Annotated in this window: 20 protein-coding genes; 8 read left to right on the forward strand and 12 right to left on the reverse strand. The window is 64.8% G+C overall.

The window, feature by feature from the left end:
- Positions 1-50: 50 nt before the first annotated feature.
- The 4 genes from smpB to B8446_RS11720 are packed head-to-tail and all read right to left on the reverse strand — an operon-like array spanning position 51 to position 3,075.
- A complete protein-coding gene (gene smpB, locus B8446_RS11705) occupies positions 51-545 on the reverse strand; it encodes an SsrA-binding protein SmpB (protein ID WP_048849832.1) in 495 nt (164 codons plus the stop codon).
- 18 nt (positions 546-563) lie between these two features.
- Positions 564-1,490 carry a 4-hydroxy-tetrahydrodipicolinate synthase gene (gene dapA / locus B8446_RS11710; RefSeq protein WP_048849834.1) on the reverse strand — a complete coding sequence of 309 codons (927 nt, stop codon included), beginning with the start codon at positions 1,488-1,490 and terminating at the stop codon, positions 564-566.
- Positions 1,487-2,353: a prephenate dehydratase gene (locus B8446_RS11715; protein ID WP_048849836.1), complete on the reverse strand. Its 867-nt coding sequence runs from the start codon at positions 2,351-2,353 to the stop codon at positions 1,487-1,489. The genes dapA and B8446_RS11715 overlap by 4 nt, the downstream gene beginning before the upstream one ends.
- Positions 2,350-3,075: a 3-deoxy-manno-octulosonate cytidylyltransferase gene (locus tag B8446_RS11720; protein ID WP_048850025.1), complete on the reverse strand. Its 726-nt coding sequence runs from the start codon at positions 3,073-3,075 to the stop codon at positions 2,350-2,352. The genes B8446_RS11715 and B8446_RS11720 overlap by 4 nt, the downstream gene beginning before the upstream one ends.
- Before the next feature lie 135 nt (positions 3,076-3,210).
- Here B8446_RS11720 and B8446_RS11725 point away from each other — a divergent pair, with 135 nt between their 5' ends.
- Positions 3,211-4,041, forward strand: coding sequence for an inositol monophosphatase family protein (locus B8446_RS11725; RefSeq protein WP_148505971.1), 831 nt, complete (start codon positions 3,211-3,213; stop codon positions 4,039-4,041).
- On the opposite strand, the gene B8446_RS11730 is transcribed toward B8446_RS11725, so the two are convergent.
- On the reverse strand, positions 4,033-4,470 hold the full coding sequence (locus tag B8446_RS11730; protein WP_048850027.1) for an RrF2 family transcriptional regulator: 438 nt from the start codon (positions 4,468-4,470) through the stop codon (positions 4,033-4,035). The two genes, B8446_RS11725 and B8446_RS11730, sit on opposite strands and share 9 nt — an antisense overlap.
- Before the next feature lie 84 nt (positions 4,471-4,554).
- On the opposite strand from B8446_RS11730, the gene hmpA reads away from it, so the two are divergent.
- The 3 genes from hmpA to B8446_RS11745 all read left to right on the forward strand — a co-directional run bounded on the left by hmpA (position 4,555) and on the right by B8446_RS11745 (position 8,676).
- Entirely contained in the window at positions 4,555-5,757 is a 1,203-nt protein-coding gene (gene hmpA / locus B8446_RS11735; RefSeq protein ID WP_048850029.1) for an NO-inducible flavohemoprotein, read from the forward strand.
- 103 nt (positions 5,758-5,860) lie between these two features.
- Positions 5,861-7,108 carry a phosphoglycerate dehydrogenase gene (serA, locus tag B8446_RS11740; RefSeq protein ID WP_048849839.1) on the forward strand — a complete coding sequence of 416 codons (1,248 nt, stop codon included), beginning with the start codon at positions 5,861-5,863 and terminating at the stop codon, positions 7,106-7,108.
- 44 nt (positions 7,109-7,152) lie between these two features.
- Entirely contained in the window at positions 7,153-8,676 is a 1,524-nt protein-coding gene (locus B8446_RS11745) for a YifB family Mg chelatase-like AAA ATPase (RefSeq protein WP_148505972.1), read from the forward strand.
- Between the two features lie 95 nt (positions 8,677-8,771).
- On the opposite strand, the gene metC is transcribed toward B8446_RS11745, so the two are convergent.
- On the reverse strand, positions 8,772-10,010 hold the full coding sequence (gene metC, locus B8446_RS11750; RefSeq protein ID WP_048849843.1) for a cystathionine beta-lyase: 1,239 nt from the start codon (positions 10,008-10,010) through the stop codon (positions 8,772-8,774).
- Positions 10,007-10,855: a sulfurtransferase gene (locus tag B8446_RS11755; protein WP_048850031.1), complete on the reverse strand. Its 849-nt coding sequence runs from the start codon at positions 10,853-10,855 to the stop codon at positions 10,007-10,009. Before B8446_RS11755 ends, metC begins: the two co-directional genes overlap by 4 nt.
- Positions 10,856-11,009: 154 nt before the next feature.
- On the opposite strand from B8446_RS11755, the gene B8446_RS11760 reads away from it, so the two are divergent.
- The gene (locus B8446_RS11760) at positions 11,010-12,080 is read left to right on the forward strand and encodes an AI-2E family transporter (RefSeq protein ID WP_241767761.1); all 1,071 of its coding nucleotides are present in this window, start codon (positions 11,010-11,012) and stop codon (positions 12,078-12,080) included.
- Positions 12,077-12,748, forward strand: a complete 672-nt coding sequence (locus tag B8446_RS11765; protein WP_241767762.1) for an endonuclease/exonuclease/phosphatase family protein — start codon at positions 12,077-12,079, stop codon at positions 12,746-12,748. Before B8446_RS11760 ends, B8446_RS11765 begins: the two co-directional genes overlap by 4 nt.
- A 31-nt stretch (positions 12,749-12,779) precedes the next feature.
- Here B8446_RS11765 and B8446_RS11770 read toward each other — a convergent pair whose 3' ends face one another.
- Positions 12,780-14,198 carry a phospholipase D-like domain-containing protein gene (locus B8446_RS11770; RefSeq protein WP_048849847.1) on the reverse strand — a complete coding sequence of 473 codons (1,419 nt, stop codon included), beginning with the start codon at positions 14,196-14,198 and terminating at the stop codon, positions 12,780-12,782.
- A gap of 154 nt (positions 14,199-14,352) precedes the next feature.
- On the opposite strand from B8446_RS11770, the gene B8446_RS11775 reads away from it, so the two are divergent.
- Positions 14,353-15,090 carry an arginyltransferase gene (locus B8446_RS11775; protein WP_048849848.1) on the forward strand — a complete coding sequence of 246 codons (738 nt, stop codon included), beginning with the start codon at positions 14,353-14,355 and terminating at the stop codon, positions 15,088-15,090.
- Positions 15,091-15,096: 6 nt separating this feature from the next.
- Here the strand turns inward: B8446_RS11775 and parC are convergent, their stop codons facing one another.
- Complete coding sequence (parC, locus tag B8446_RS11780) at positions 15,097-17,307, reverse strand: DNA topoisomerase IV subunit A (RefSeq protein ID WP_048849850.1); 2,211 nt, start codon at positions 17,305-17,307, stop codon at positions 15,097-15,099.
- 78 nt (positions 17,308-17,385) lie between these two features.
- Between parC and B8446_RS11785 the strand changes: the two genes are divergently transcribed.
- Positions 17,386-17,790: a hypothetical protein gene (locus tag B8446_RS11785; protein ID WP_048849851.1), complete on the forward strand. Its 405-nt coding sequence runs from the start codon at positions 17,386-17,388 to the stop codon at positions 17,788-17,790.
- On the opposite strand, the gene galK is transcribed toward B8446_RS11785, so the two are convergent.
- From galK to galE, 3 genes are read right to left on the reverse strand one after another with little or no spacing between them, the layout of a single operon-like run.
- Positions 17,784-18,977: a galactokinase gene (galK, locus tag B8446_RS11790; RefSeq protein ID WP_199484105.1), complete on the reverse strand. Its 1,194-nt coding sequence runs from the start codon at positions 18,975-18,977 to the stop codon at positions 17,784-17,786. The genes B8446_RS11785 and galK overlap by 7 nt on opposite strands.
- Positions 18,978-18,989: 12 nt before the next feature.
- Positions 18,990-20,012, reverse strand: a complete 1,023-nt coding sequence (locus B8446_RS11795; RefSeq protein ID WP_048849853.1) for a UDP-glucose--hexose-1-phosphate uridylyltransferase — start codon at positions 20,010-20,012, stop codon at positions 18,990-18,992.
- 11 nt (positions 20,013-20,023) lie between these two features.
- On the reverse strand, positions 20,024-21,013 hold the full coding sequence (gene galE, locus B8446_RS11800) for a UDP-glucose 4-epimerase GalE (protein ID WP_048849855.1): 990 nt from the start codon (positions 21,011-21,013) through the stop codon (positions 20,024-20,026).
- Between the last annotated feature and the right edge of the window lie 18 nt (positions 21,014-21,031).

The raw sequence follows: 21,031 nt of genomic DNA on the forward strand, positions 1-21,031 counted from the left end.
CACATCACCAACGAGTCAGCAGCTATGCCCTTTGGTATTAGGCCTGTTGATCAGTAATCGCGACCTTTGCTGCGAATCAGCCGCGCCTTGTCTCGCTGCCAGTCGCGTTCAGCAATGGCGTGACGCTTGTCCTCTTTCTTGCGCCCTTCACCCAGCCCCAGGGTCAGCTTCGCAATACCGCGGGCATTGAAATGAATGTCGAGAGGCACGAGCGAAGCGCCGGCTCGCGTCACAGCGCCCAGCAGATGGGCGACCTGTTTGCGGTGCAGCAGCAACTTGCGTGGCGCGCGAGTGTCGAAACGCGAAAGCACGCCGGCCTGATATTCCGGGATGTAGGAGTTGAAGAGCCAGATCTCGCCGTCACGTTCACCGGCATAGGCCTCGGTGATCATGGCGCGTCCCATCCGGAGACTCTTGACCTCCGGCCCCTTGAGAACGATGCCGGCCTCGGTCGTTTCCAGGATCGTGTAATTGAAGCGGCCCTTGCGGTTCTGTGCCGCAATCCCATGCGAGATCAGGCCGCTCTTGTTTTTCTTGTCCGCCACGTGACTTCCGATAGCCCCTTATTCCGGCAGGCCTGCTGCCTGCAGTGCCGCATCCAGCAAAGCGCGGGACGCGTCCTTGGGTTCAACCAGCGGCAGGCGCAGAGCCGACGTTCCGATCCCCAACCGCTGGGCCAGATATTTGACCGGTCCCGGACTCGCTTCGCAGAACAGAGTCTCGTGCAGCGGCATCAGGCGCAGATGAAGCGCCAAGGCATCCGCGAACCGCCCCTCACGCCAGGCGCGATGCATGCGGGCGCACGTGGCTGGCGCAAGGTTCGACGTCACACTGATGCAGCCATGCCCACCGGCGGCCAGATACGGCAGCGTCGTTGCGTCATCGCCCGAAAGCTGGACGAATCCAGCCCCGATCATCTGGCGCATCTGAAGGGGCCGCGCGAGATTGGCGGTTGCGTCCTTCACGCCCACGATGTTCGGGTGGCGCGCCAGGCGCGCCATGGTCTCGTTTGAAACGTCGACCACCGAACGACCTGGGATGTTATAGACGAACAGCGGCAGATCCGTCGCGTCGGCCACCATCATGAAGTGTCGATACAGCCCTTCCTGCGTCGGCTTGTTGTAATACGGCGTGACCACGAGAACGGCGTTTGCGCCCACTGCTGCCGCATGTCGCGCAAGTTCGACTGCTTCGCGCGTGCTGTTCGACCCGGCACCGGCCATGACGGGAACGCGGCCGTTCGACCGCTCGACAGCAAACGCCACGACACGACCGTGCTCGTCATGACTGAGCGTCGGGCTTTCACCGGTCGTGCCGGCCGGCACGAGGACGTCGGTCCCGCCTGCGATCTGCGCTTCGATCAGCTGGCCGAATGCGTCGAAACTCACGGCGCCGTCTTCGGTCATGGGCGTGATCAACGCCGTCATGGACCCGACGAGCCGAACGCATGACGTCGGGATCTCGTGGATAAATGCGTCCTGCACTGTCATTCTCCCCCGTCACGTCGGGTTAGGTCCGCAAGCCCCGCGCGATGCGTGCTCGCTGGGTATACGCCAAGGATCGTCCATTCGGCACAGACCTGGTCCATTCCGGACAGCGCGCGCGCTACGGGGAGATGGGCCGGGTGGCCCTCGATATCCACCAGAAACTGCGTTGCCGCAAACGATCCGTCGAGCATGTAGCTCTCTAGGCGCGTCATGTTGATGCCGCCGTCAGCCAGCCCGGACAGGACCCTGTTCAACGCGCCCGGCGTGTTGGCGACCCTGAACAGAAGCGTGGTCATGATGCCTGCCTGCGCTTGTGGCGGCCAGTCACGTCCGCGCGCCACAATGTAGAAACGTGTGGTGTTGTGGCTGGCATCCTCGACATTGTGACGCAGGATCTCGAGTCCCGACAGCTCGGCCGCGAGCGTCGATGCGATGGCTGCGTCTTCCGGTCGGTTCCACTGGGCCACCAGCATCGCGGCACCCGCGGTATCGGCCTGTGGAACTGCGATTGCTCCCAGTTCCTCCGTCAGATCCCTCACCTGGGCCAGTGCCACCGGATGGGAATGCAGCCGCCGGATCGACCGCAACTCCGTTCCCGGCACGGCCAGCAGGCAATGTTCGACGCGCTGGAAGTGCTCGCCCACGATCTGAAGCTCCGCCTTGGGCAGAAGCAGGTGGATCTCCGGAACGCGCCCCGCCAGCGAGTTTTCGCACGCCAGCATCGCCTCATCGGCCCGGCCGTTGCGCACGGCACGGATCGCATCCGAGAACGTCATGCATGGCAACGTCGCCCAGCCCGGACGCGCCGACCGGCAGGCGAGATCGGAATAGGCACCCGCTTCGCCCTGAAACGCGATCGTCTTCATGATGCCAGTGCCGCCCGGACGCGTGCCAGATCCTCGGCCGTATCCACGCCAAGTGGCGCATGCGCGATGTTCATGCAGCCGATGGTCATTCCGGCCTCAAGCGCCCGCAACTGCTCGAGTCCCTCACGGGCCTCCAGCGGCGAGCGGGGAAGTGCCACGAACCGCGCCAGTGCCGCGCGTCGCCATGCGTAGATGCCCACATGGTGCCACACGGGCCCGTCGCCCCATGGTATCGTGGCCCGCGAGAAATAGAGCGCGCGCGCCGGCCTTTCGGATGTGAAGGCGCACGCCACCTTGACCACCGACGATGCCTGACGCTCGTATTCGTCCGCGATCGGTGCCACCAGCGTCCCGATATCGAAGCCGTCTTCCAGCGGCAGACAGGCGATGCGTGCGACCTCGGGATCGATCAGCGGCAGGTCGCCCTGCAGGTTGATGGCGACGTCATGCAGCCCCGCGGGATCGATGATATCCAGTGCCGCATGGACCCGATCGGCACCGCTCGGAAGATCCGGCGGCGTCAGCACCGCCTCGATCCCGAGCGGCGCGACGGCCTCGGCAATCGCTTCGTCGCCTGCCGCGACCACGATGCGCGCCACGCCCGAGTCACGCGCACGGCGCGCGACGCGAACGATCATGGGTTCGCCGCCGATATCGGCCAGCGCCTTGGCTGGCAATCGCGTCGAGGCCAGCCGCGACGGGATGACGATGATCGGATTCATGGTCGGAAAGTTGCCTTTTGGCAAGAGTTCGGGGCAAGCACGGACGACGGGCGCCGATAGATGCCGCAGCGCGCCCCACAGCGTCAATTCCCGCGGACCGATGGCCGTCGGGTGCACGAAGGAATGAATATCGCGATGCCGGATCATCATCCCTCAGGTGCCGTGCCCGCCGAGCTGCTCGAGGCCGCCCGCGCCGTGGCGCTTGCCTGTGCGGATGCCGCGCGTCCGATCGTCAGACGTTACTTTCGTGAGACAATCGGTGCCGAGATGAAAGGTGACGACAGCCCTGTCACCATTGCCGACCGGGAGGCCGAGCAGGCCATGCGCGCCGTCATTACGAAGGCATTCCCTGCACATGACCTGCTGGGCGAGGAATATGGGAGTGGCGCGGATGCCGGGTCCGACTGGCAGTGGGTTCTCGACCCGATCGACGGCACGCGCGCTTTCATCACGGGGCGCCCGACCTTCGGCACGCTGATCGCGCTCTTGCACAAGGGACGACCGGTCCTGGGCGTTCTGGATCAACCCGTTCTCGGCGAACGCTGGATCGGAATCGAAGGCAGGCGCACCGAATTTTCCTCCCCGATCGGCGGCCGGATCGGACCGCGCGCGCTTCGTGATCTGGCCGCAGCGGAACTGTCCTGCACGTCGCCGGACATCCTGAGCGACGATGCGAAACCGCGCTTTGCGAATTTGGGCCGGCAGGTGCGGCGCGTCTCCTGGGGTGGGGACTGCTATGCCTACGGATTGCTGGCGCTCGGGCAGATCGACGTTGTCGCGGAATGCACGATGAAGGTCTGGGACTGGGCGGCCCTTGTGCCGATCGTGGCTGGCGCTGGTGGCATCATGACGGACTGGCAGGGACGCCCGCTCGATGCGTCAGGCGATGGAACGGTGCTGGCGCTCGGCGACCCGGCGCTGCTGGATACCGCTGTCGCGGCACTCGCGCCGCTATCTTCAGTCTGACCGAACAAGAAGGCGCCGTTCATGGCCGGTTACCATGTCGGCCAGCGTGTATCCGTCCAGAACCGCGAGAAACGCGCATAACGCCTCTCCGATCGCGCCGCGAAGCCGACATGCGTCAGCCAGCAGACATCCCGCATCTTCCGACGCCGGCTGCATGCATCCGACCAGCGCCATGTCCTCCTCTGTACGCCGCACGACATCGCCGATCCGGATCGCGTGCGGCGGATGAGCCAGACGCAGACCGCCGCCTCGGCCACGGACGGTGATGATGTAGCCTGCCATGCCCAGGCGGTGGACGATCTTCATCAGGAAGTTCTCGGAAATCCGATACGTCAGCGCGATTTCGCGGATTGAACTCAGTTGCCCGTCGTTTGCGTCGAGGTACATCAGAACGCGCAATGCATAGTCGGTATGCCGGGTCAGTCGCATGCTCAAAAGATATCCGGCGTTGACATCTTTATCCAATCCCCTTTCATAAATGTCATTGAGTGACACTTCATGGGACGTGTATCGATGGCGCTGCCGCTGGACGAGAACACCCGATCGATCATCAAGGCCTGTATCCCGGCCCTCGAGGTGCATGGTCTGGCGATCACGACAGAAATGTATCGCAGACTGCTTATCGATCCGGATATCCGCAGTTACTTCAACCTCTCCCACCAGGCCGACGGGAGCCAGGCGCGAGCGCTGGCAGGCGCGGTCCTGGCGTACGCGCGCCATATCGACGATCCCGGCGTACTGGGCGCGGCAATCGAGCGGATCGCCGAGAAGCACGTCGGACTGACGGTTCAGCCCGGTCATTATCCTCTGGTCGGAACGGCCTTCCTCGGTGCAATCGGCGAGGTGCTGGGTGACGCCGCAACGCCCGAGATCCTTGAGGCTTGGGGGCACGCCTACTGGTTCCTGGCCGACATTCTCATCGCCCGCGAAGCGGAGATCTCGGCAAGCCATGGCGCCATGCGAGGCGGCTGGACCGGATGGCGATCGTTCTTCGTAAAAAAGCGCGTTGTCGAATGTGCCGACGTCATCTCGTTCGTGCTGGCACCCGTCGACGGCCAGCCGGTCATGCGGCATCTGCCCGGGCAATTCCTGTCATTCCGGTTTCACGTCCCCGGACATGACGCGCAAAGCCGCAACTACAGCATCTCGTCGGCGCCGGATGACGAAGCCTACAGGATCAGCGTGCGGCGCATTCCGGGCGGCCTCGTCTCCAACTGGCTGCATGACGAGGCGAAAGAGGGCACGATGCTGGAGGTATCGGCGCCGGCAGGAGACTTCATCCTGACAGGCCCGGCCGGCGCCCCGGTTGTCCTGATCAGCGGGGGCATCGGGGCCACGCCCATGATTGCCATGCTCGATACGCTGCTGGGATGCCCGCAGAAGCCTGCCGTGCAGTACATCCACTGTGATGCAAACCGCGACCGGGACGCCTTCGCGCGGCATATCCAGCATCTCGGCGGACACGAACAGATGACGGCGGAACTGTTTTACACACGGTCCGCCCCCGCCGCTGGACCGCAGGCCCCGCAGACGCATATCCATGACGGGCGCATCCCCATGGAATGGCTGGCCGGAACCGTCGATCCCGATGCCACCTGCTATATATGCGGCCCCGATGATTTCATGCGCGCGACTGTGGACGCGCTGAGGACGGCTGGCATTCCGCCGAGCCGGATCCGATATGAGTATTTCGGCTCAGGCGACGACCTGACCTGAACCCATATGCGACAAACCTAGCCAGCGCGCCTCCGATCCGCTAGGCAGGCCACCCCGCGTTCAGCGGGGTCGCGTCAAGGCGAACAAGGAGTTCGAACGGAGTATGAGCGCGCTTTCCCTGCCGAAAGACAAGATCCGGATCCTGTTGCTGGAAGGGGTGCACGACAGTGCCGTGCGCCATCTCGAGGCGTCGGGCTATCATTCCGTCACGCGCCTGGCCGGCGCGCTCGAAGGTGACGCGCTGCGAGAGGCCGTCTCCGGCGTGCACATGATCGGCATCCGCTCGCGCACGCAGCTGACGGAAGCCGTTCTCGATGCAGCCGACCGCCTGATGGCGATCGGCTGCTTCTGCATCGGCACCAATCAGGTCGATCTCAAGGCAGCCAGCGCGCGAGGCATTCCGGTGTTCAATGCTCCGTTCAGCAACACGCGCTCTGTCGCCGAACTGGTGATGGGCGAGATCGTGATGCTGATGCGCCGGATCCCGTCGCGTTCCGCTGCCTGTCACGAAGGCGGCTGGGACAAGTCCGCGAAGAACTCGTGGGAAGTGCGCGGCAAGACGCTCGGCATCGTGGGATACGGATCCATCGGCTCGCAGCTTTCCGTGCTTGCCGAGGCGTTCGGCATGCGCGTCATCTATTTCGACGTGATCGACAAGCTGCCGCACGGCAATACCCAGCCCACGGCAACGCTCGACGATCTGCTGGCCGAAGCTGATGTCGTCAGCCTGCATGTCCCGGCTAATGACAGCACGCGCAACATGATCGGCGAGGCCGAGCTGCGGCGGATGAAGCCGGGCAGCTTCCTGCTCAACAATGCGCGCGGCAGTGTCGTGGACCTCGACGCACTGGCAACGGTCCTGCGCGAAGGGCACCTTCTGGGTGCAGCGATCGATGTGTTTCCGGTCGAACCGAAAGGGCCGCAGGAGCGCTTCTCCTCTCCGCTGCAAGGCCTCGAGAACGTTCTGCTGACGCCGCATATCGGCGGCTCGACGGCCGAGGCGCAGGAGCGGATCGGCGTCGAGGTTGCGCGCAAGTTCGTCGATTATTCCGATGTCGGCTCCACGCTGGGAGCCGTGAATTTCCCGCCCGTCCAGCTTCCCGAGCGCCCGCGCGGAACCCGGTTCATGCACGTGCACCAGAACCGGCCAGGCATCATGCGCCAGATCAACGAGGTGTTTTCGGCCGCCGGGCGCAACATCACGGCGCAGTTCCTGCAGACGGACGGCGAGCTCGGGTACGTCGTGGTCGAATCGGACGGCAGCGGCGATGCCACCCAGGATCACGAACTGCTCGAAGCCCTGCGCAACCTCGAAGGCACCATTCGCGCCCGTCTTATCTACCAGCGTTAACCACCGCTTAACCAATGCGGGCTCATGCTCCCTGCATGAACAGCATGAGCCCCGCATCGCCTCCCGTTCAGTCCCGCATCGCCCGCATCGAAGGCTTTGCGTTCATCGGCATCGACGCCGTCCCGGTCACGGTCGAAGTGCAGATCGCAACCGGCTTGCCTGCCTTCCTCATCGTGGGGCTGCCGGACAAGGCCGTTGGCGAGGCACGAGAGCGCGTGCGTGCGGCACTGACATCCATGGGGCTGGCGCTGCCCCCCAAGCGCATTCTCGTCAATCTGGTGCCGGCCGACCTGCCGAAGGAAGGGGCGCATTTCGATCTGACGATCGCCGTGGCCCTGCTGGTCGGCATGGGCATCGTGGCGCATGAAACGGCCAGCGCTTACGCGGTTCTGGGAGAACTCTCGCTCGACGGGCGGGTCAATCCGGTCAACGGCGTTCTGTCAGCGGCCCTTGCAGCCGCAGAGCGTGGGCTTGGGCTGATCTGCCCGGAGGCACAGGGACAGGAGGCGCGCTGGGGCGGCCCAGACCTCGACATCGTGGCCCCGTCCGATCTCCCGGCACTCGTGCGGCACTTCCGGGGCGAGCAGGTCCTGTCACCAGTTCCCGATTCTCCAATGCAGGACTGCAACGATTACGGATCCGACCTGGCCGATGTGCGCGGGATGGCCGTGGGACGGCGGGCGCTGGAAATTGCGGCGGCGGGAGGACACTCCCTGCTGATGAGTGGGCCGCCTGGTGCCGGAAAATCGATGCTGGCCAGCCGCCTGCCCTCGATCCTTCCGGATCTGACATCGCACGAAATGCTGGAGGTGGGCCGGGTGCAAAGTGCTGCGGGACGACTGCCCGGCGGCACGCTGTCTACCCGGCCCACCTATCGCGATCCGCATCATTCCGCGAGTTTGCCAGCGCTGATCGGCGGCGGACAGAAGGCCCGTCCGGGCGAAGTGAGCCTCGCCCATCATGGCGTCCTGTTCCTGGACGAGCTGCCTGAATTCGGTCGCGCGTGTCTCGAGGCGCTGCGCCAGCCGATCGAGACCGGCCAGGTGAGCGTGGCGCGGGCGGCACATCATGTGACCTATCCTGCCGCCTTCCAGTTCATCGCGGCGATGAACCCCTGCCGGTGCGGTTACCTCGGAGACCCGGAGCGGGCCTGTCGCAAGGCACCCCGGTGCGGAGAAGACTATACCGCCAGGATCTCCGGCCCGATGCTCGACCGCATGGACCTCACCGTGGACATCGCCCCGGTGTCTCCCGTCGAATTCAGCCGCGCGGGACGCGGCGAAGACAGCGCGACCGTGCGTGCCCGCGTGACCCGGGCACGCGCCAGGCAGATCGCGCGCCAAGGCATGGTCAATGCCCGCACGGATCCTCAACACTTTCCCATGAACGACGCCGCGCGAGATCTGGCCGAACAGACGGGCACCAGGCTCGGCCTGTCAGCACGTGGCCTGACCCGGCTTCTCAGGGTCGCCCGCACGATTGCGGACCTTGAAGGCGCCGGCGAGACTGACAGGCATCATGTGGCCGAAGCGCTCGGGTTTCGGCAACGACGCTACACCCGCGCGTAATCCGCTGTCTGTTATCGACGCCGTCCGACGCAGCAGGTCCTTACGATTTCAGAGCATTCTCCAGAAACCTGTAGCCCGCCCGGAACCACGCAGCCTTACGCTGCCACGGTCCTCAGCACCGACAGACCCTGCTCAAGATCACTGATCAGATCGTCCGGCGCTTCGAGTCCGATCTGCAGACGGAATGCGGGGCCGCTCGGCGTCTGTGGCAATGTCCGACGAATTCCCCCCGTCGACGGGAGCACAAGGCTTTCATAGCCGCCCCAGGAGGCGCCGATGCCGAACATGTCGAGGCTGTCGATCATGGCCTCCATGGCGGAGACGGAGAAGTCGGCACTCAGTTCGACACCGAACAACGCGCTCGCGCCCGAGAAATCCCGCCGCCACAGCATGTGCCCCGGACAGTCCGGAAGAGCCGGATGAAAGACCCGCGCGACTTCCGGCCTCTCACGTAGCCAAAGTGCCACACGAAGCGCCGCGCAGGCCTGCGCCTGCAGACGAACGCCCATCGTGCGCAGTCCCCGCAGTGTCAGCCAGCAATCTTCCGGGCCGCCGAGCTGACCGAGCTGGATTGCGCTGTCCCGGAGCCGCCGCCAGAGAGCCTCGTCAGCCACAGTCGCAGCACCGAGGATGATATCCGAATGGCCGCCCGGATATTTCGTCAGCGCCTGGATCGAGATATCGACCCCATGCTCGAACGGCTGGAAAACACTGATGCCCCATGTGTTGTCGAGCATCAGCAGCGCGCCGGCCTCGTGGGCGGCGCGCGCCAGCATCGGAATATCCTGCACTTCAAACGTGTGACTGCCCGGACTTTCCGTAAAGACCACCTTTGTTTCTGGACGGATCAGACTGCGGATTGCCGTCTCGTCGGCACAGGGCGGGTAATAGGTCGTGTTCACGCCGAACCTTGCGAGCATCGTATCGGCGAAACGCCGCGTCGGTCCGTAAACACTGTCCGGCAGAAGCAGATGATCGCCCGCACCGAGGAATGCGAGCAGCGGCGTCGTGCAGGCGGCCAGACCTGATGAGACGATCTGCGTATGGGCGCCGCCTTCCACCGCCGCGACCAGACCCTCGAGTTCATGCTGAACAGGAGATCCCATCGCGCCGTAGATCGACTGGTGGTCGTAAGCACCGCGTCCGTTGTCCCGCATGGCCTCGAGCGTCGGGAACAGGACCGTCGATCCCCGGGCCAGCGGCACGTTCACATATCGACCATCGCGACCCGGCGCCGCGCCCCGCCCGCCCTGGGCCAGTAGCGTGGCGAACCGAGACCATCCATTGCTGACCAGCGGGGCCAGTTCCTCATACGACACAGCCTGCCCGCTCATGCGCTTGCTTCTCCCGTTACCACCGGCAGCGCCGGATCTCGTCCCCATTCCGCCCACGATCCGTCATAGAGCGCGCCTTCGTCGCATCCCGCAGCAGCCAGTGCCACCGTCAGCACGGCAGCGGTCAGCCCCGAGCCACATGTCGTCGTGGCCGCGCGTCCACTGCGCGCTCCGGCCCGGCTCAGGCGCTCATGAAGAGGTTCGTCCGAGAGGAAGGCGCCGGTCGTATCCAGAACCTGATCATAGGGGACGTTGACGGCACCCGGCATATGGCCGGATCGCACACCGGGGCGCGGCTCCGCCACTTCCCCTCGGAAACGACCGGCGGACCGCGCGTCCAGCACGAGGCCGCCGTCCTTCAGCGCCGCCGCAACGTCGCCGACACCGGCAAGACGGGCATAGAACGGGCGCGGACGATATGACGCGGGATCGGCAGGAACGAAGACGCCACCTTCGACAGCACCGCCCATGGCCTCCCAGGCCGGCATTCCGCCGTCAAGCACGCGCACCGTCTCATGGCCGAACAGGCGGAACAGCCACCATGCCCGGCAGGCACCGACGACCCCGAAACGGTCCGTGCACAGCACGCGATCGCGCTCCGAAATACCCAGTCGCGACAGGGTTGCCGCGAACCGGCCCGGCGTGGCCGCCATGTGCGGCAGGTCGCTTTCCGGATCGGAGACGTCGTCCAGCGCCAGACGACGCGCGCCGGGCAGGCGTCTCTTCAGGAACAGCTCGTCGAGGTCATGCGACTGCCCAGGCAACAGGACGGTTGCATCCAGAACAACCCAGTCGCCCTGCGATGCGGCAAACGCGGCAGGAGACAGCAGAACGTCGGAGCGCATGACATCGGACCTTCGGAAAACGGGACGGATATTCATGAAACATTCCCCTGCGTTGTGAACAAGACCCCATCGAAGATGCGTGCGGGGCTGGTCGCCGCGATCCGAACGTCGCATGATTGCGAATGATGACGGGCGTGAAGGACCAGAACGCGGCGTGACCACCGAACGCATCATGCTCGGTCTGCTTCTGGCAGGCGTCGCCTACGGATGCATTGCGATCCTGTTGCCGTTCCTCTCGGCAATCGTCTGGGCCGCGATCCTGACATTCACGACGTGGCCACTCTACAAGCGGCTGCGTCAGCGGCTTCGCCCTTCGCTTGCCGCACTGACGATGATGTTGTGCAGCGCGGTCGCGATCCTCGTGCCGCTGGCACTTCTGGCCTCGGCCGGGGTGACGGACGTTCCCGAAACCATCGCCTATCTCAACGGCATGCTGATCGAGATCGCCCGGTCACGACCCGCACCGTCCTGGCTCGGCCATGTGCCACTCGTCGGCGGACAGATGGTCAATGCCTATCGGCACTGGAGCCAGGATCTGGGCGCGCTCAGTCAGACCCTGCAGCCCTACGCAGGGGCCATCGCGCAATATATCCTCACCGTCCTGCTGAAGATCGCAAGTGGGTTGCTGGAAGTGGGCGTTGCCCTGTTCGTGGCGCTGTTCTTCTGGATCAACGGAGATGCGCTGGGACGGACGCTGGTGGCCGTACTGGAGCGGATCGCCGGCGATTACGCAAGACGCCTGATCACGATCATCGGGGCCACGATCCGAGGCACCGTCTACGGCATCCTAGGCACGGCCATCGTCCAGGGTGTCCTCACGGGAATCGGGTTCGTGATCGTAGGCGTGCCGAGCCCGGTACTGCTCGCGGGTGTTGCCGCATTCCTTGCGGTCTTCCCGATCGGCGCGCCACTGGTCTGGATCCCGGCAGCCGTCTGGCTTGCACTGACCCATCACCTCGGACGCGGCCTTTTCCTCGCCGGATACGGCGTCCTGTTCATCTCGGGCGCCGATCATCTGATCCGGCCCATCTTCATTTCACGCGGCGCGCAGCTGCCCTATCTCCTGACGGTACTCGGGGTGCTCGGCGGCGTTGTGACCTTCGGGGGCCTGGGGATCTTCCTCGGGCCTGTCCTGCTCGGTGTCGGCTTCACGCTGACGGCCGAATTCGCCAGCGGCCGCAGGGACGGCACGCAGGCCCAGACGGATGATCTCCTGACCTCATGATGACGCAAGCCAAACGCCAATTCGTCGAACCGGACGCCGACGAGCCCGCGGTTCCACAGCCCGGCCAGTCGGTCACGGTCGCAAGCTGGAACCTGCTGCGGCGCGACGGTGCGACGCTGCGCGAGGTCATTCACGTCTTCCATGCCCTGCAGCCGGATATCTTCCTGATGCAGGAGGCAATGGACGCAATCGACGACCTGCCCTTGCACATCGGCGGACATTACGCGCGCATTCCCCTGCCCGGCCGTCCCCATGGCACCGCCTGCTGGAGCCGCTATCCATTCGAACGGACCCCGGTCGCCTGCGCGCTGCCGCCGGGCCTTATTGTCCGCAGGACTGCCCAGATCATCGACTTCGGAACATTTTCGGTGGCCAATGTCCATCTGTCCCACGGACAGATCCTGAACCGCCGGCAGCTCCACAGGATCGCCCAGTTCCTGCGTCCACGTTCGCTCATCATGGGGGACTTCAACCTGGTGGGCCCCGTGATGCTCAAGGGTTTCCGCGATGTCGGTCCCCGTGCCACGACCCATCGCATGGTCGATGTCGTGCCGATCCGGATCGATCGCTGTCTCGTCCGAGGCATGACCCGAGAGCGGGCGCAGGTCATGCCGAACTACAGTTCCGACCATCACCCGATCGCCGTAAAGCTCCGTCTCGATCCCTGATCGGCCACGAGGTCGCCCGGGGCGACGGCTGTCAGAGATAGGGCATGAACAGCCGAACGGCAGCGTTGCGCAGCTTCACGGGCATCGGGCGCTTGTCAAGATCGTGGTGCGTCACGCGGATATGGCGGTGCCGGTCGATGAAGTTCGAGACGTCCCGCGTCATGGCCGTGTCATAGACCTCAAGATTGATCTCGAAGTTCAGACGCAGGCTCCGCACGTCCAGATTGGCACTGCCGACGAAACACCAGTCGTCGTCGATCGCCATCAGCTTCGAATGGTTGAACGGCGGCCGTGCCATCCATATCCGGCAGCCGGCATTGAGGAACTGCGTCAGATTGGCGTCGCGTGCCCAGTCGATCAGGTGGTGATTGCTGCTGCCCGGCACGACGATGTCGATTTCGACACCGCGAAGGGCAGCCAGCCGCAGCTCGGTCGAGAACCGCTGGTCCGGCAGGAAATAGGGCGACATCAGGCGCACATGCGTGCGCGACAGGGCGATGCCCTGCAGCATCGCGTACTCGATCTTCTCCAGATCGTTGTCCGGCCCCGACGTCACGACACGCAGCGGCACGTCACCCAGCGGCGCCACGTCCGGGAAAAACGTGTCGCCATCGAGATCAGTGCCTGTGGTCATGGCCCAGTCCTGCACGAAACTCTCGGTCAGCTGACGCAGGATCGGACCTTCGACGCGGAAATGCGTATCGCAGACCGGCAGTTTCGTGCGCAGGCGCAGGAGGTTTTCCTCGCCGATGTTCAGACCGCCCATGAAGCCGATGCGCCCGTCGATCAGCAGCACCTTGCGATGATTGCGCAGGTTGATGAACGGCATGCGCCAAGGCAGCACCGAATGCATGAAACGACGGCAATCGATCCCCTCGCGCCGTAACGCGCGTTCGACGCCACAGATGAAATAGCCGCTGCCGATCCCGTCCACGAGCACATGAATCTGGCAGCCCCGCGCCTTCGCGCGCGAGAGCGCCGCCACGAAATCGGTCCCGACCCGGTCATGACGGAAGATATAGGAGCACAGGAGGATTGTGCGCTCGGCCGCGTCGATCGCCTCGATCATCCGGGGATAGGTCGCATCCCCGTTGTGCATCATGGCGATCGTGTTGCCGTCCATCACGGGCCGCTCGGTCAGCTTGGTGACGGTCCGGGCGAGCGGCGCAAGACGGCCCTCTATCGTCCGGCGCGGACCACCTGATCCGCCGTCGCCCTCCCAGGTCCGCCGTTCTGCGATGCGTTGTGCGAGACGCCGGACGCGGTTGATGCCAAACATCGCATACAGGACCACGCCCGTGAACGGCATGAGCCAGCAGACCCCGATCCAGCCGGTCGCGGCCGCGGTATCGTCCTTGGTGCGCAGGATGTGAAGCGTCGCCACCAGCGCGAGCGCCACCCGGATTGCCAGAAGTCCATATCCGGAAGACGAATCGAGCCAGTGCATCATTACGGCGACGATATCGCAATCAGCGTGCGGCACCAGATCATCACGGTCGCTGAAATCGAGTGATGCAATCCATCGGCGGACGCATTAAATTCACGCTCTGCGAAGGCGCGCGGTCCCGCGCCGAACCGCGCAACGATCTGGAAACGGGGGAGGCATGACGGTAACAGCGAGCCATCGCCCGCAGATGTTCTACACGACGTCACCCGCGCCCTGCCCGTACCTTCCCGGGCGCACGGAACGCAAAGTCATCACGGAGCTGGCCGGCGCGGATCCCGTCGCCCTGCATGACCGCCTGTCACGCGCAGGATTCCGGCGCAGTCATGGCGTCGTCTACGCGCCGGTCTGCGCGGGGTGCCACGCCTGCGTGCCGATCCGCGTTCCAGTGGCGGACCTCGTGCTCGACCGGACCCAGAGGCGGGTCGAAAAGCGCAACGCTGATCTCATCGCGACGATCGTCAGTCCCTGCGCAACGGATGAGCAGTTCGTTCTCTTTTCCCGCTATCAGGCGGCCCGGCACGCCGGCAGCGACATGGCGGCGATGAGCAACAGCGATTATCGCGCGATGATCGAGGACACGCCCGTCGATACGTCGCTCATCGAGTTTCGCGATCCCACCGACCGCCTGCTCTGCGTTGCCCTGATCGACCAGCTCAGCGACGGCCTTTCGGCTGTCTACACGTTCTACGATCCCGATCTGGCGGAACGCTCGCTCGGAACCAACGCCGTGCTGTGGCAGGCCCGCTATACGCGCGCCTGCCGCCTGCCCTATCTCTATCTCGGCTACTGGGTCCGGCAGAGCGACAAGATGGCTTACAAGGCCCGCTTCCGGCCGGCCGAGATCATGTCCGCGGGATCGTGGCGCCCGCTGGACGCGACGCCTCTCTCCACCTGATCCGCTTCAGCTCCGGCGCGTCATCCACAGCGGCGCCGTCTTTCCGACATCGCCGCGCTTACCGACCCAGTCCGCGAGGTCCGCGGCACTGCGCGTCTTCGTGCCTTCCTGCCAGACCAGCCCGGTCGCAAGATCGAACACCCGCGCCTCGCGCACGCCGGTACCAGCTTCCTTGTATTTCTGCAGGGCGACGCCCAGGCCCTTGACCATCTCCGGCACCTGATCGGCCGGGAAGATCAGCAGGCGACGGTTGTCGCCCAGCATGAGAACATGGCTGCCCTCGCCCGGCACGCACGCCGCCGCGCGTTCGCCGTCGCGCAGGGTCAGCACCTGCTTGCCGGTGCGCTTTTCGGCCACCATGTCGCTATCCTTGACCATCAGGCCACGGCCTGCGGTCGAGACCAGAAGCCTCCGGCCGTCGCCCGCCGCGAACATCACGACCACCTGCTCGTCCTGCGGCAGGTCGACCAATGTCCGTACGGGCTGACCGAAACCGCGGCCGCGTGGCAGGTCCGCAACCCGGATGGTGAAGATGCGGCCGCCGCTTGCCAGAACGCAGATCCGGTCCGTGCTCTGGCATTCGATCTGGAGATAGGCGGCATCGCCTTCCTTGAACTTCTGGGCTGCCATATCCAGCCCGTGTCCACGCGCGGCCCGGATCCAGCCCTCCCGCGACAGCAGAACGGTCACGGGTTCGCGGTCGACCTCGAAGGCCTGCGTCAGATCCACGGGCGCGGGCGGATGCGCGATCTCTGTGCGCCGCGCACCAAGTGCCCCGCTGCCGAACGATTTCTCGACCTCGCCGATCTGCTTGGCGATCCGCTTCCAGCGCAGCGCATCGCTGCCGAGAAGACCCGCGATACCCGCCTTTTCTTTCTCGAGGGCCGCGTGCTCCTTGCGGATCTCCATCTCCTCGAGACGACGCAGCGACCTCAGGCGCATGTTCAGCACTGCTTCGGCCTGGATTTCGCTCAGGCTGAACGCGCGCATCAGTTCTCGCTTGGGCTCGTCCTCGTCGCGGACGATCCGGATGACCTCGTCGAGGTTGAGATAGACGGCGAGAAAACCGTCCAGAATTTCAAGACGTCGCTCCACCGCGGCCAGCCTATGCCGCTGGCTGCGAATCAGCACCTCGTGACGATGGTCGAGCCACGCCCGCAACACGGCACGCAGACCCAGAACCTGCGGCACGCGATCTCCAGTCAGCACGTTCATGTTGAGCGGAAAACGGCTCTCGAGCGATGTGGCCCGGAACAACGTCTCCATCAGGACTTCGGGCTCGACCCCGCGTGTCTTGGGCTCCAGCACAAGCCGGATATCGGTCGTGCTCTCGTCACGGACATCGCCCAGCAGCGGAAGCTTCTTCTGCTCCATCAGTTCGGCGATCTGCTCGATCAGTCGCGATTTCTGCACCTGATACGGGATCTCGGTCACGATCACGACCCAGGTTCCGAATCGGCCCTGCTCCACGGCCCAGCGGGCCCGCATGCGGAACGAGCCACGCCCGGTTTCGTAAGCGGAGAGAAGGCTTGCGTCGTCCTCGATCAGCACGCCGCCGGTGGGGAAATCCGGTCCCGGCATGAAGGCGATCAGATCGCGGGTTTCGGCCTGCGGATGCGCAATCAGATGCAGTGCCGCACGGCAGATTTCGCCTGCATTATGGGGCGGAATGCTGGTTGCCATACCGACCGCGATGCCGGCCGCGCCATTGGCGAGCAGATTCGGGAACGCGCCCGGAAGCACCACCGGCTCCGCGTCCTCGCCATCATAGGTCGGGCGGAAATCGACCGCATCCTCGGCGATGCCGTCAAGCAATGCCTGGGCGACGGCAGTCAGCCGGGCCTCGGTGTACCGCATGGCCGCCGCGCCATCGCCGTCGACCGAGCCGAAATTGCCCTGCCCTTCGACGAGCGGGAATCGAACGGCGAAATCCTGCGCCAGACGGACGAGCGCATCATAAACCGCGACATCGCCGTGGGGGTGGAACTTACCGATTACGTCACCCACGACGCGTGCACACTTTTTAAACCCCGATGTGGGATCAAGGCGCAGCTGCTGCATGGCGTAGAGAAGCCGCCGATGCACGGGCTTGAGACCATCGCGCACATCCGGGAGGGACCGCGACATGATCGTTGACATCGCATACGCGAGATATCGCTCGCTCAACGCCTCGGCGAGCTTGGTATCTTCGATATGACCGGCCGGATCAGAACTCATCGACGCCCCTCATGCATGGGGCCAGATAGACCGGCCCGACGCGGCACGTCCAGCCTCCCACGCAGGACCATCATCCCGATGTTCCTCGCGATGCTTGCGGCCTGTGCGCCATACGGCCAGATCCGCAAGTCGGAAGACGATCTGGCACTGGCCGGTTTCACCGCCCATTACGCCAATACGACCGCGCGCTGGCAGTTGATGAACCTGCTGCCGGCGAACCGTATGGCCTACCGGATGAACGGCACGAACGCGGTCCTGCTGTACGCTGACCCGCTGACCTGCGGCTGCGTGTACATGGGAAACCGCATGGCCTATGCTGCCTGGGTCAGCGCGCATCACGGCACGCCGTTGCAGGAGCGGCAGATGACCGCCGAAATCAATCAGCATCCCGGCTGGGACTGGAGCGTTTGGTCGCCGGACGCCGATCCGCCGGAAGTCCGGGCACTGCATGGACTGCCCAGCCACGGCGTCGCCGGTTACTGAATGCGCGAGGCACCGGCCGACGGCTGGGAGACGAAGCATAACGCGGGCGTGCCATCAGGCGTCTGATAGCGCTGTGCGACCGCCTGCAGTGCGGCCTCGAGCGCCTCGCGATCCAGTACCGCCACGATGCAGCCGCCGAAACCGCCACCCGTCATGCGCGCGCCGCCCCGCTCGCCGATCGCGTCCTGCACGATGGCCACCAGTTCGTCGATTTTGGGCGTGGTGATGCCGAAATCGTCCCGCATGGATGCGTGCGATGCCTGAAGCAGCGCACGGATGGCGGGCAGGTCGCCGCCCGCCAGTGGTTCGACGCTGTCCAGTACGCGCGCGTTTTCCGTGACGATATGGCGTGCCCTGCGCCAGGCGACAGGATCCGGCAGATCCGGCGCGGCATCCAGCCTCCCGAGGGAGAGGTCGCGCAGCGCGGGAACGCCGAAATGGGCGGCCGCCCGTTCGCACTCTTCACGCCGGTGGTTGTATTCGCTCTCGACCAGCCCGCGGGAAACGCCGGAATGCACGATCAGCACGGCAAGGTCCGGATGAAGGGCGACAGGCGTCGTCTCGAGCGAGCGGCAGTCGATCAGGAGCGCATGGCCCCGCTCCCCACAGGCGGAGATCATCTGGTCCATGATCCCGCATTTGACACCGACGAAATCGGTCTCCACCGCACGCGCCGCCTCGGCAACTCGCTTGGGCGCGAGATCGTCGAGGTGATCGAGTTCACGAAAGGCCGTGATGATCGCGACCAGAAGCGACGCCGAGGACGACAGCCCGGCGCCCTGCGGCACGTCACCCGCAATAGCCATGTCACAGCCGGCGAGATGGCGGCCCTGCCTGCGCAGGATCTCGACCGCGCCTCGGACATAGTCCGACCAGTCCGCCGTCTCCGCATGGGACACCGGCACGTCCACTGCAAACACATCCGTTTCGTTGCCCATATCCAGCGCAAGCACATGAACGTGCCCGTCGCTGCGCGGACTGAGTGCCACGACGTTGCGAAACTCGATGGCGCACGGCAGGACGAAGCCATCGTTATAGTCGGTATGCTCGCCGATGAGGTTGACCCGGCCCGGCGCCTGCACGACGACGGACGGAGGCAAACCGAAATGGGCCTCGAACCCCTCTTTCGCCCGCGTGACCGGGTCGGTTGCCTCGACCATGACGATGTTATCGGACGACGGCGTCATGACAGGTTATCCTCAGGAAACGACGGCGCGCAGTCGTGTAGCCGCCTGCTCGGGCGTCAGATCGCGTTGCGATTCGGCCAGCATCTCGTAGCCGACCATGAATTTCCGGACCGTCGCTGATCTGAGCAGCGGCGGGTAGAAATGCGCATGAAGTTGCCACGGCATGGGATCACGGTTGTCGAACGGCGCCCCGTGCCAGCCCATGGAATACGGAAATGACGTCTCGAACAGCGCGTCGTAGGCGCTCGTCAGCCGCTTGAGGCAGATAGCCAGATCCCCCCGTGCATCCTGGTCGAGATCGGGCATCCGCTGCACCGCAAACCGCGGCAAGACGAGCGTCTCGAATGGCCAGACTGCCCAGAACGGCACGATGGCCAGCCAGTGCTCCGTTTCGACCACGATGCGCTCGCACGATGTCCGTTCGCGTTCGACCAGATCCAGCAGCATGGGGCTTCCGTGCCGCGCGTGGTAAGCGCGCTGGGCAATATCCTCGGCTAGCGGATCGTTCGGAATGAAGTCTGTCGCCCACACCTGTCCATGGGGATGCGGGTTGGAGCATCCCATCATCGCGCCCTTGTTCTCGAAGACCTGCACCCAGACATAGTCCTGCCCGAGTTCGGCGCTCTGCTCCGCCCATGCGTCGATCACGCCTTCGAGCCCCGACAGGGGAAGTTCCGGCAGCGTCAGGCTATGATCGGGCGAGAAGCAGATGACCCGGCTGACGCCCCGCGCAGCCTCCAGCCGGAACAGCGGATCATCCGTTTCAGGGGCAGGCGGCGTATCCGGCATGACCGCCGCGAAGTCGTTCGTGAAAACAAACGTGCCTTCATAGGGCGGATTGACCACGCCGTTGATCCGGGTGTTGCCCGGGCACAGATAGCATGTCGGGTCATGACGGACCTGACTGCGTACAGGTCCGGCCTCATTCGCGCCCTGCCAGGGCCGTTTTGCCCGGTGCGGCGACACGAGCACCCATTGTCCGGTCAGCGGGTTGAACCGGCGATGCGGGTAGTCGCTGACGTCGAATGGGTTCATCCCGACTGCTTTCAGGCCGGCTCGCCGTAGCCATGGGGATGGGCCTCGCGCCACCGCAGCGCCGTCTCTACGATGTCATCGAGCTGCTGATAGCGCGGCATCCATCCGGTCTCGGCCCGGACGCCGGCCGAATCCGCCACGAGGACGGCCGGGTCACCGGGGCGCCGTTCGGCCCATTCCCATGGCACACGTCGGCCGCTGACCCGCTCGACGCTCTGGATCACCTCCATGTTGGTGAAGCCCAGGCCATTGCCGAGATTGTAGGTGACCGAGCGGCTGTCGAGTTCTCCGATCGCACGGATATGCGCGTCCGCGAGATCCATCACATGGATATAATCGCGAACACAGGTCCCATCGCGCGTCGGATAATCCGAACCGAACAGCTTCAGTCCTGGACGCCGTCCCAATGCCGCATCGATGGTCAATGGAATGAGGTGCGTCTCGGGCCGGTGATCTTCTCCCAGACGGCCTTTCGGGTCGGCGCCCGCAGCATTGAAATAACGCAGACATGCACTCTGCAATCCGAAGATCCGATCGGCCCAGACCAGCGTGCGTTCGATCAGATATTTGCTTTCGCCATAGGGCGAGCCGGGGTCGATCGGATCGCCGGACGCAATCGGATCCGGCCGGTCACCGCCGAACAGCGCCGCCGTGGAGGAAAAGACGAGCTTCGTGACCTTATGCTTCGTGCAGGCTTCGATCAGGTTCAACGCCGTCATCGTGTTCCGACGCAGATACAGGAACGGCTCCCGCATGCTGACGCCCACCAGCGACAGGGCCGCGAAATGCAGCACCGCGTCCCAGCGCTCCGCGCCGACCGCCGCGTCGGTTGCGGCGGCATCGGCCAGATCGACATGGACGAAGCGCGCACCCTGCGGCACGGCGGCGCGGTGACCCGTGCTCAGGTCATCCAGAACCACGACTTCATGGCCACCATCCAGGAGAGCTTGAGCCACGTGGCTCCCCACGAAGCCCGCCCCACCCGTCACCAGGCATTTCATATCTCGTCGTCCTTGGCC

The sequence above is a fragment of the Tanticharoenia sakaeratensis NBRC 103193 genome (genome assembly GCF_000963885.1).
Lineage (GTDB): Bacteria > Pseudomonadota > Alphaproteobacteria > Acetobacterales > Acetobacteraceae > Tanticharoenia > Tanticharoenia sakaeratensis.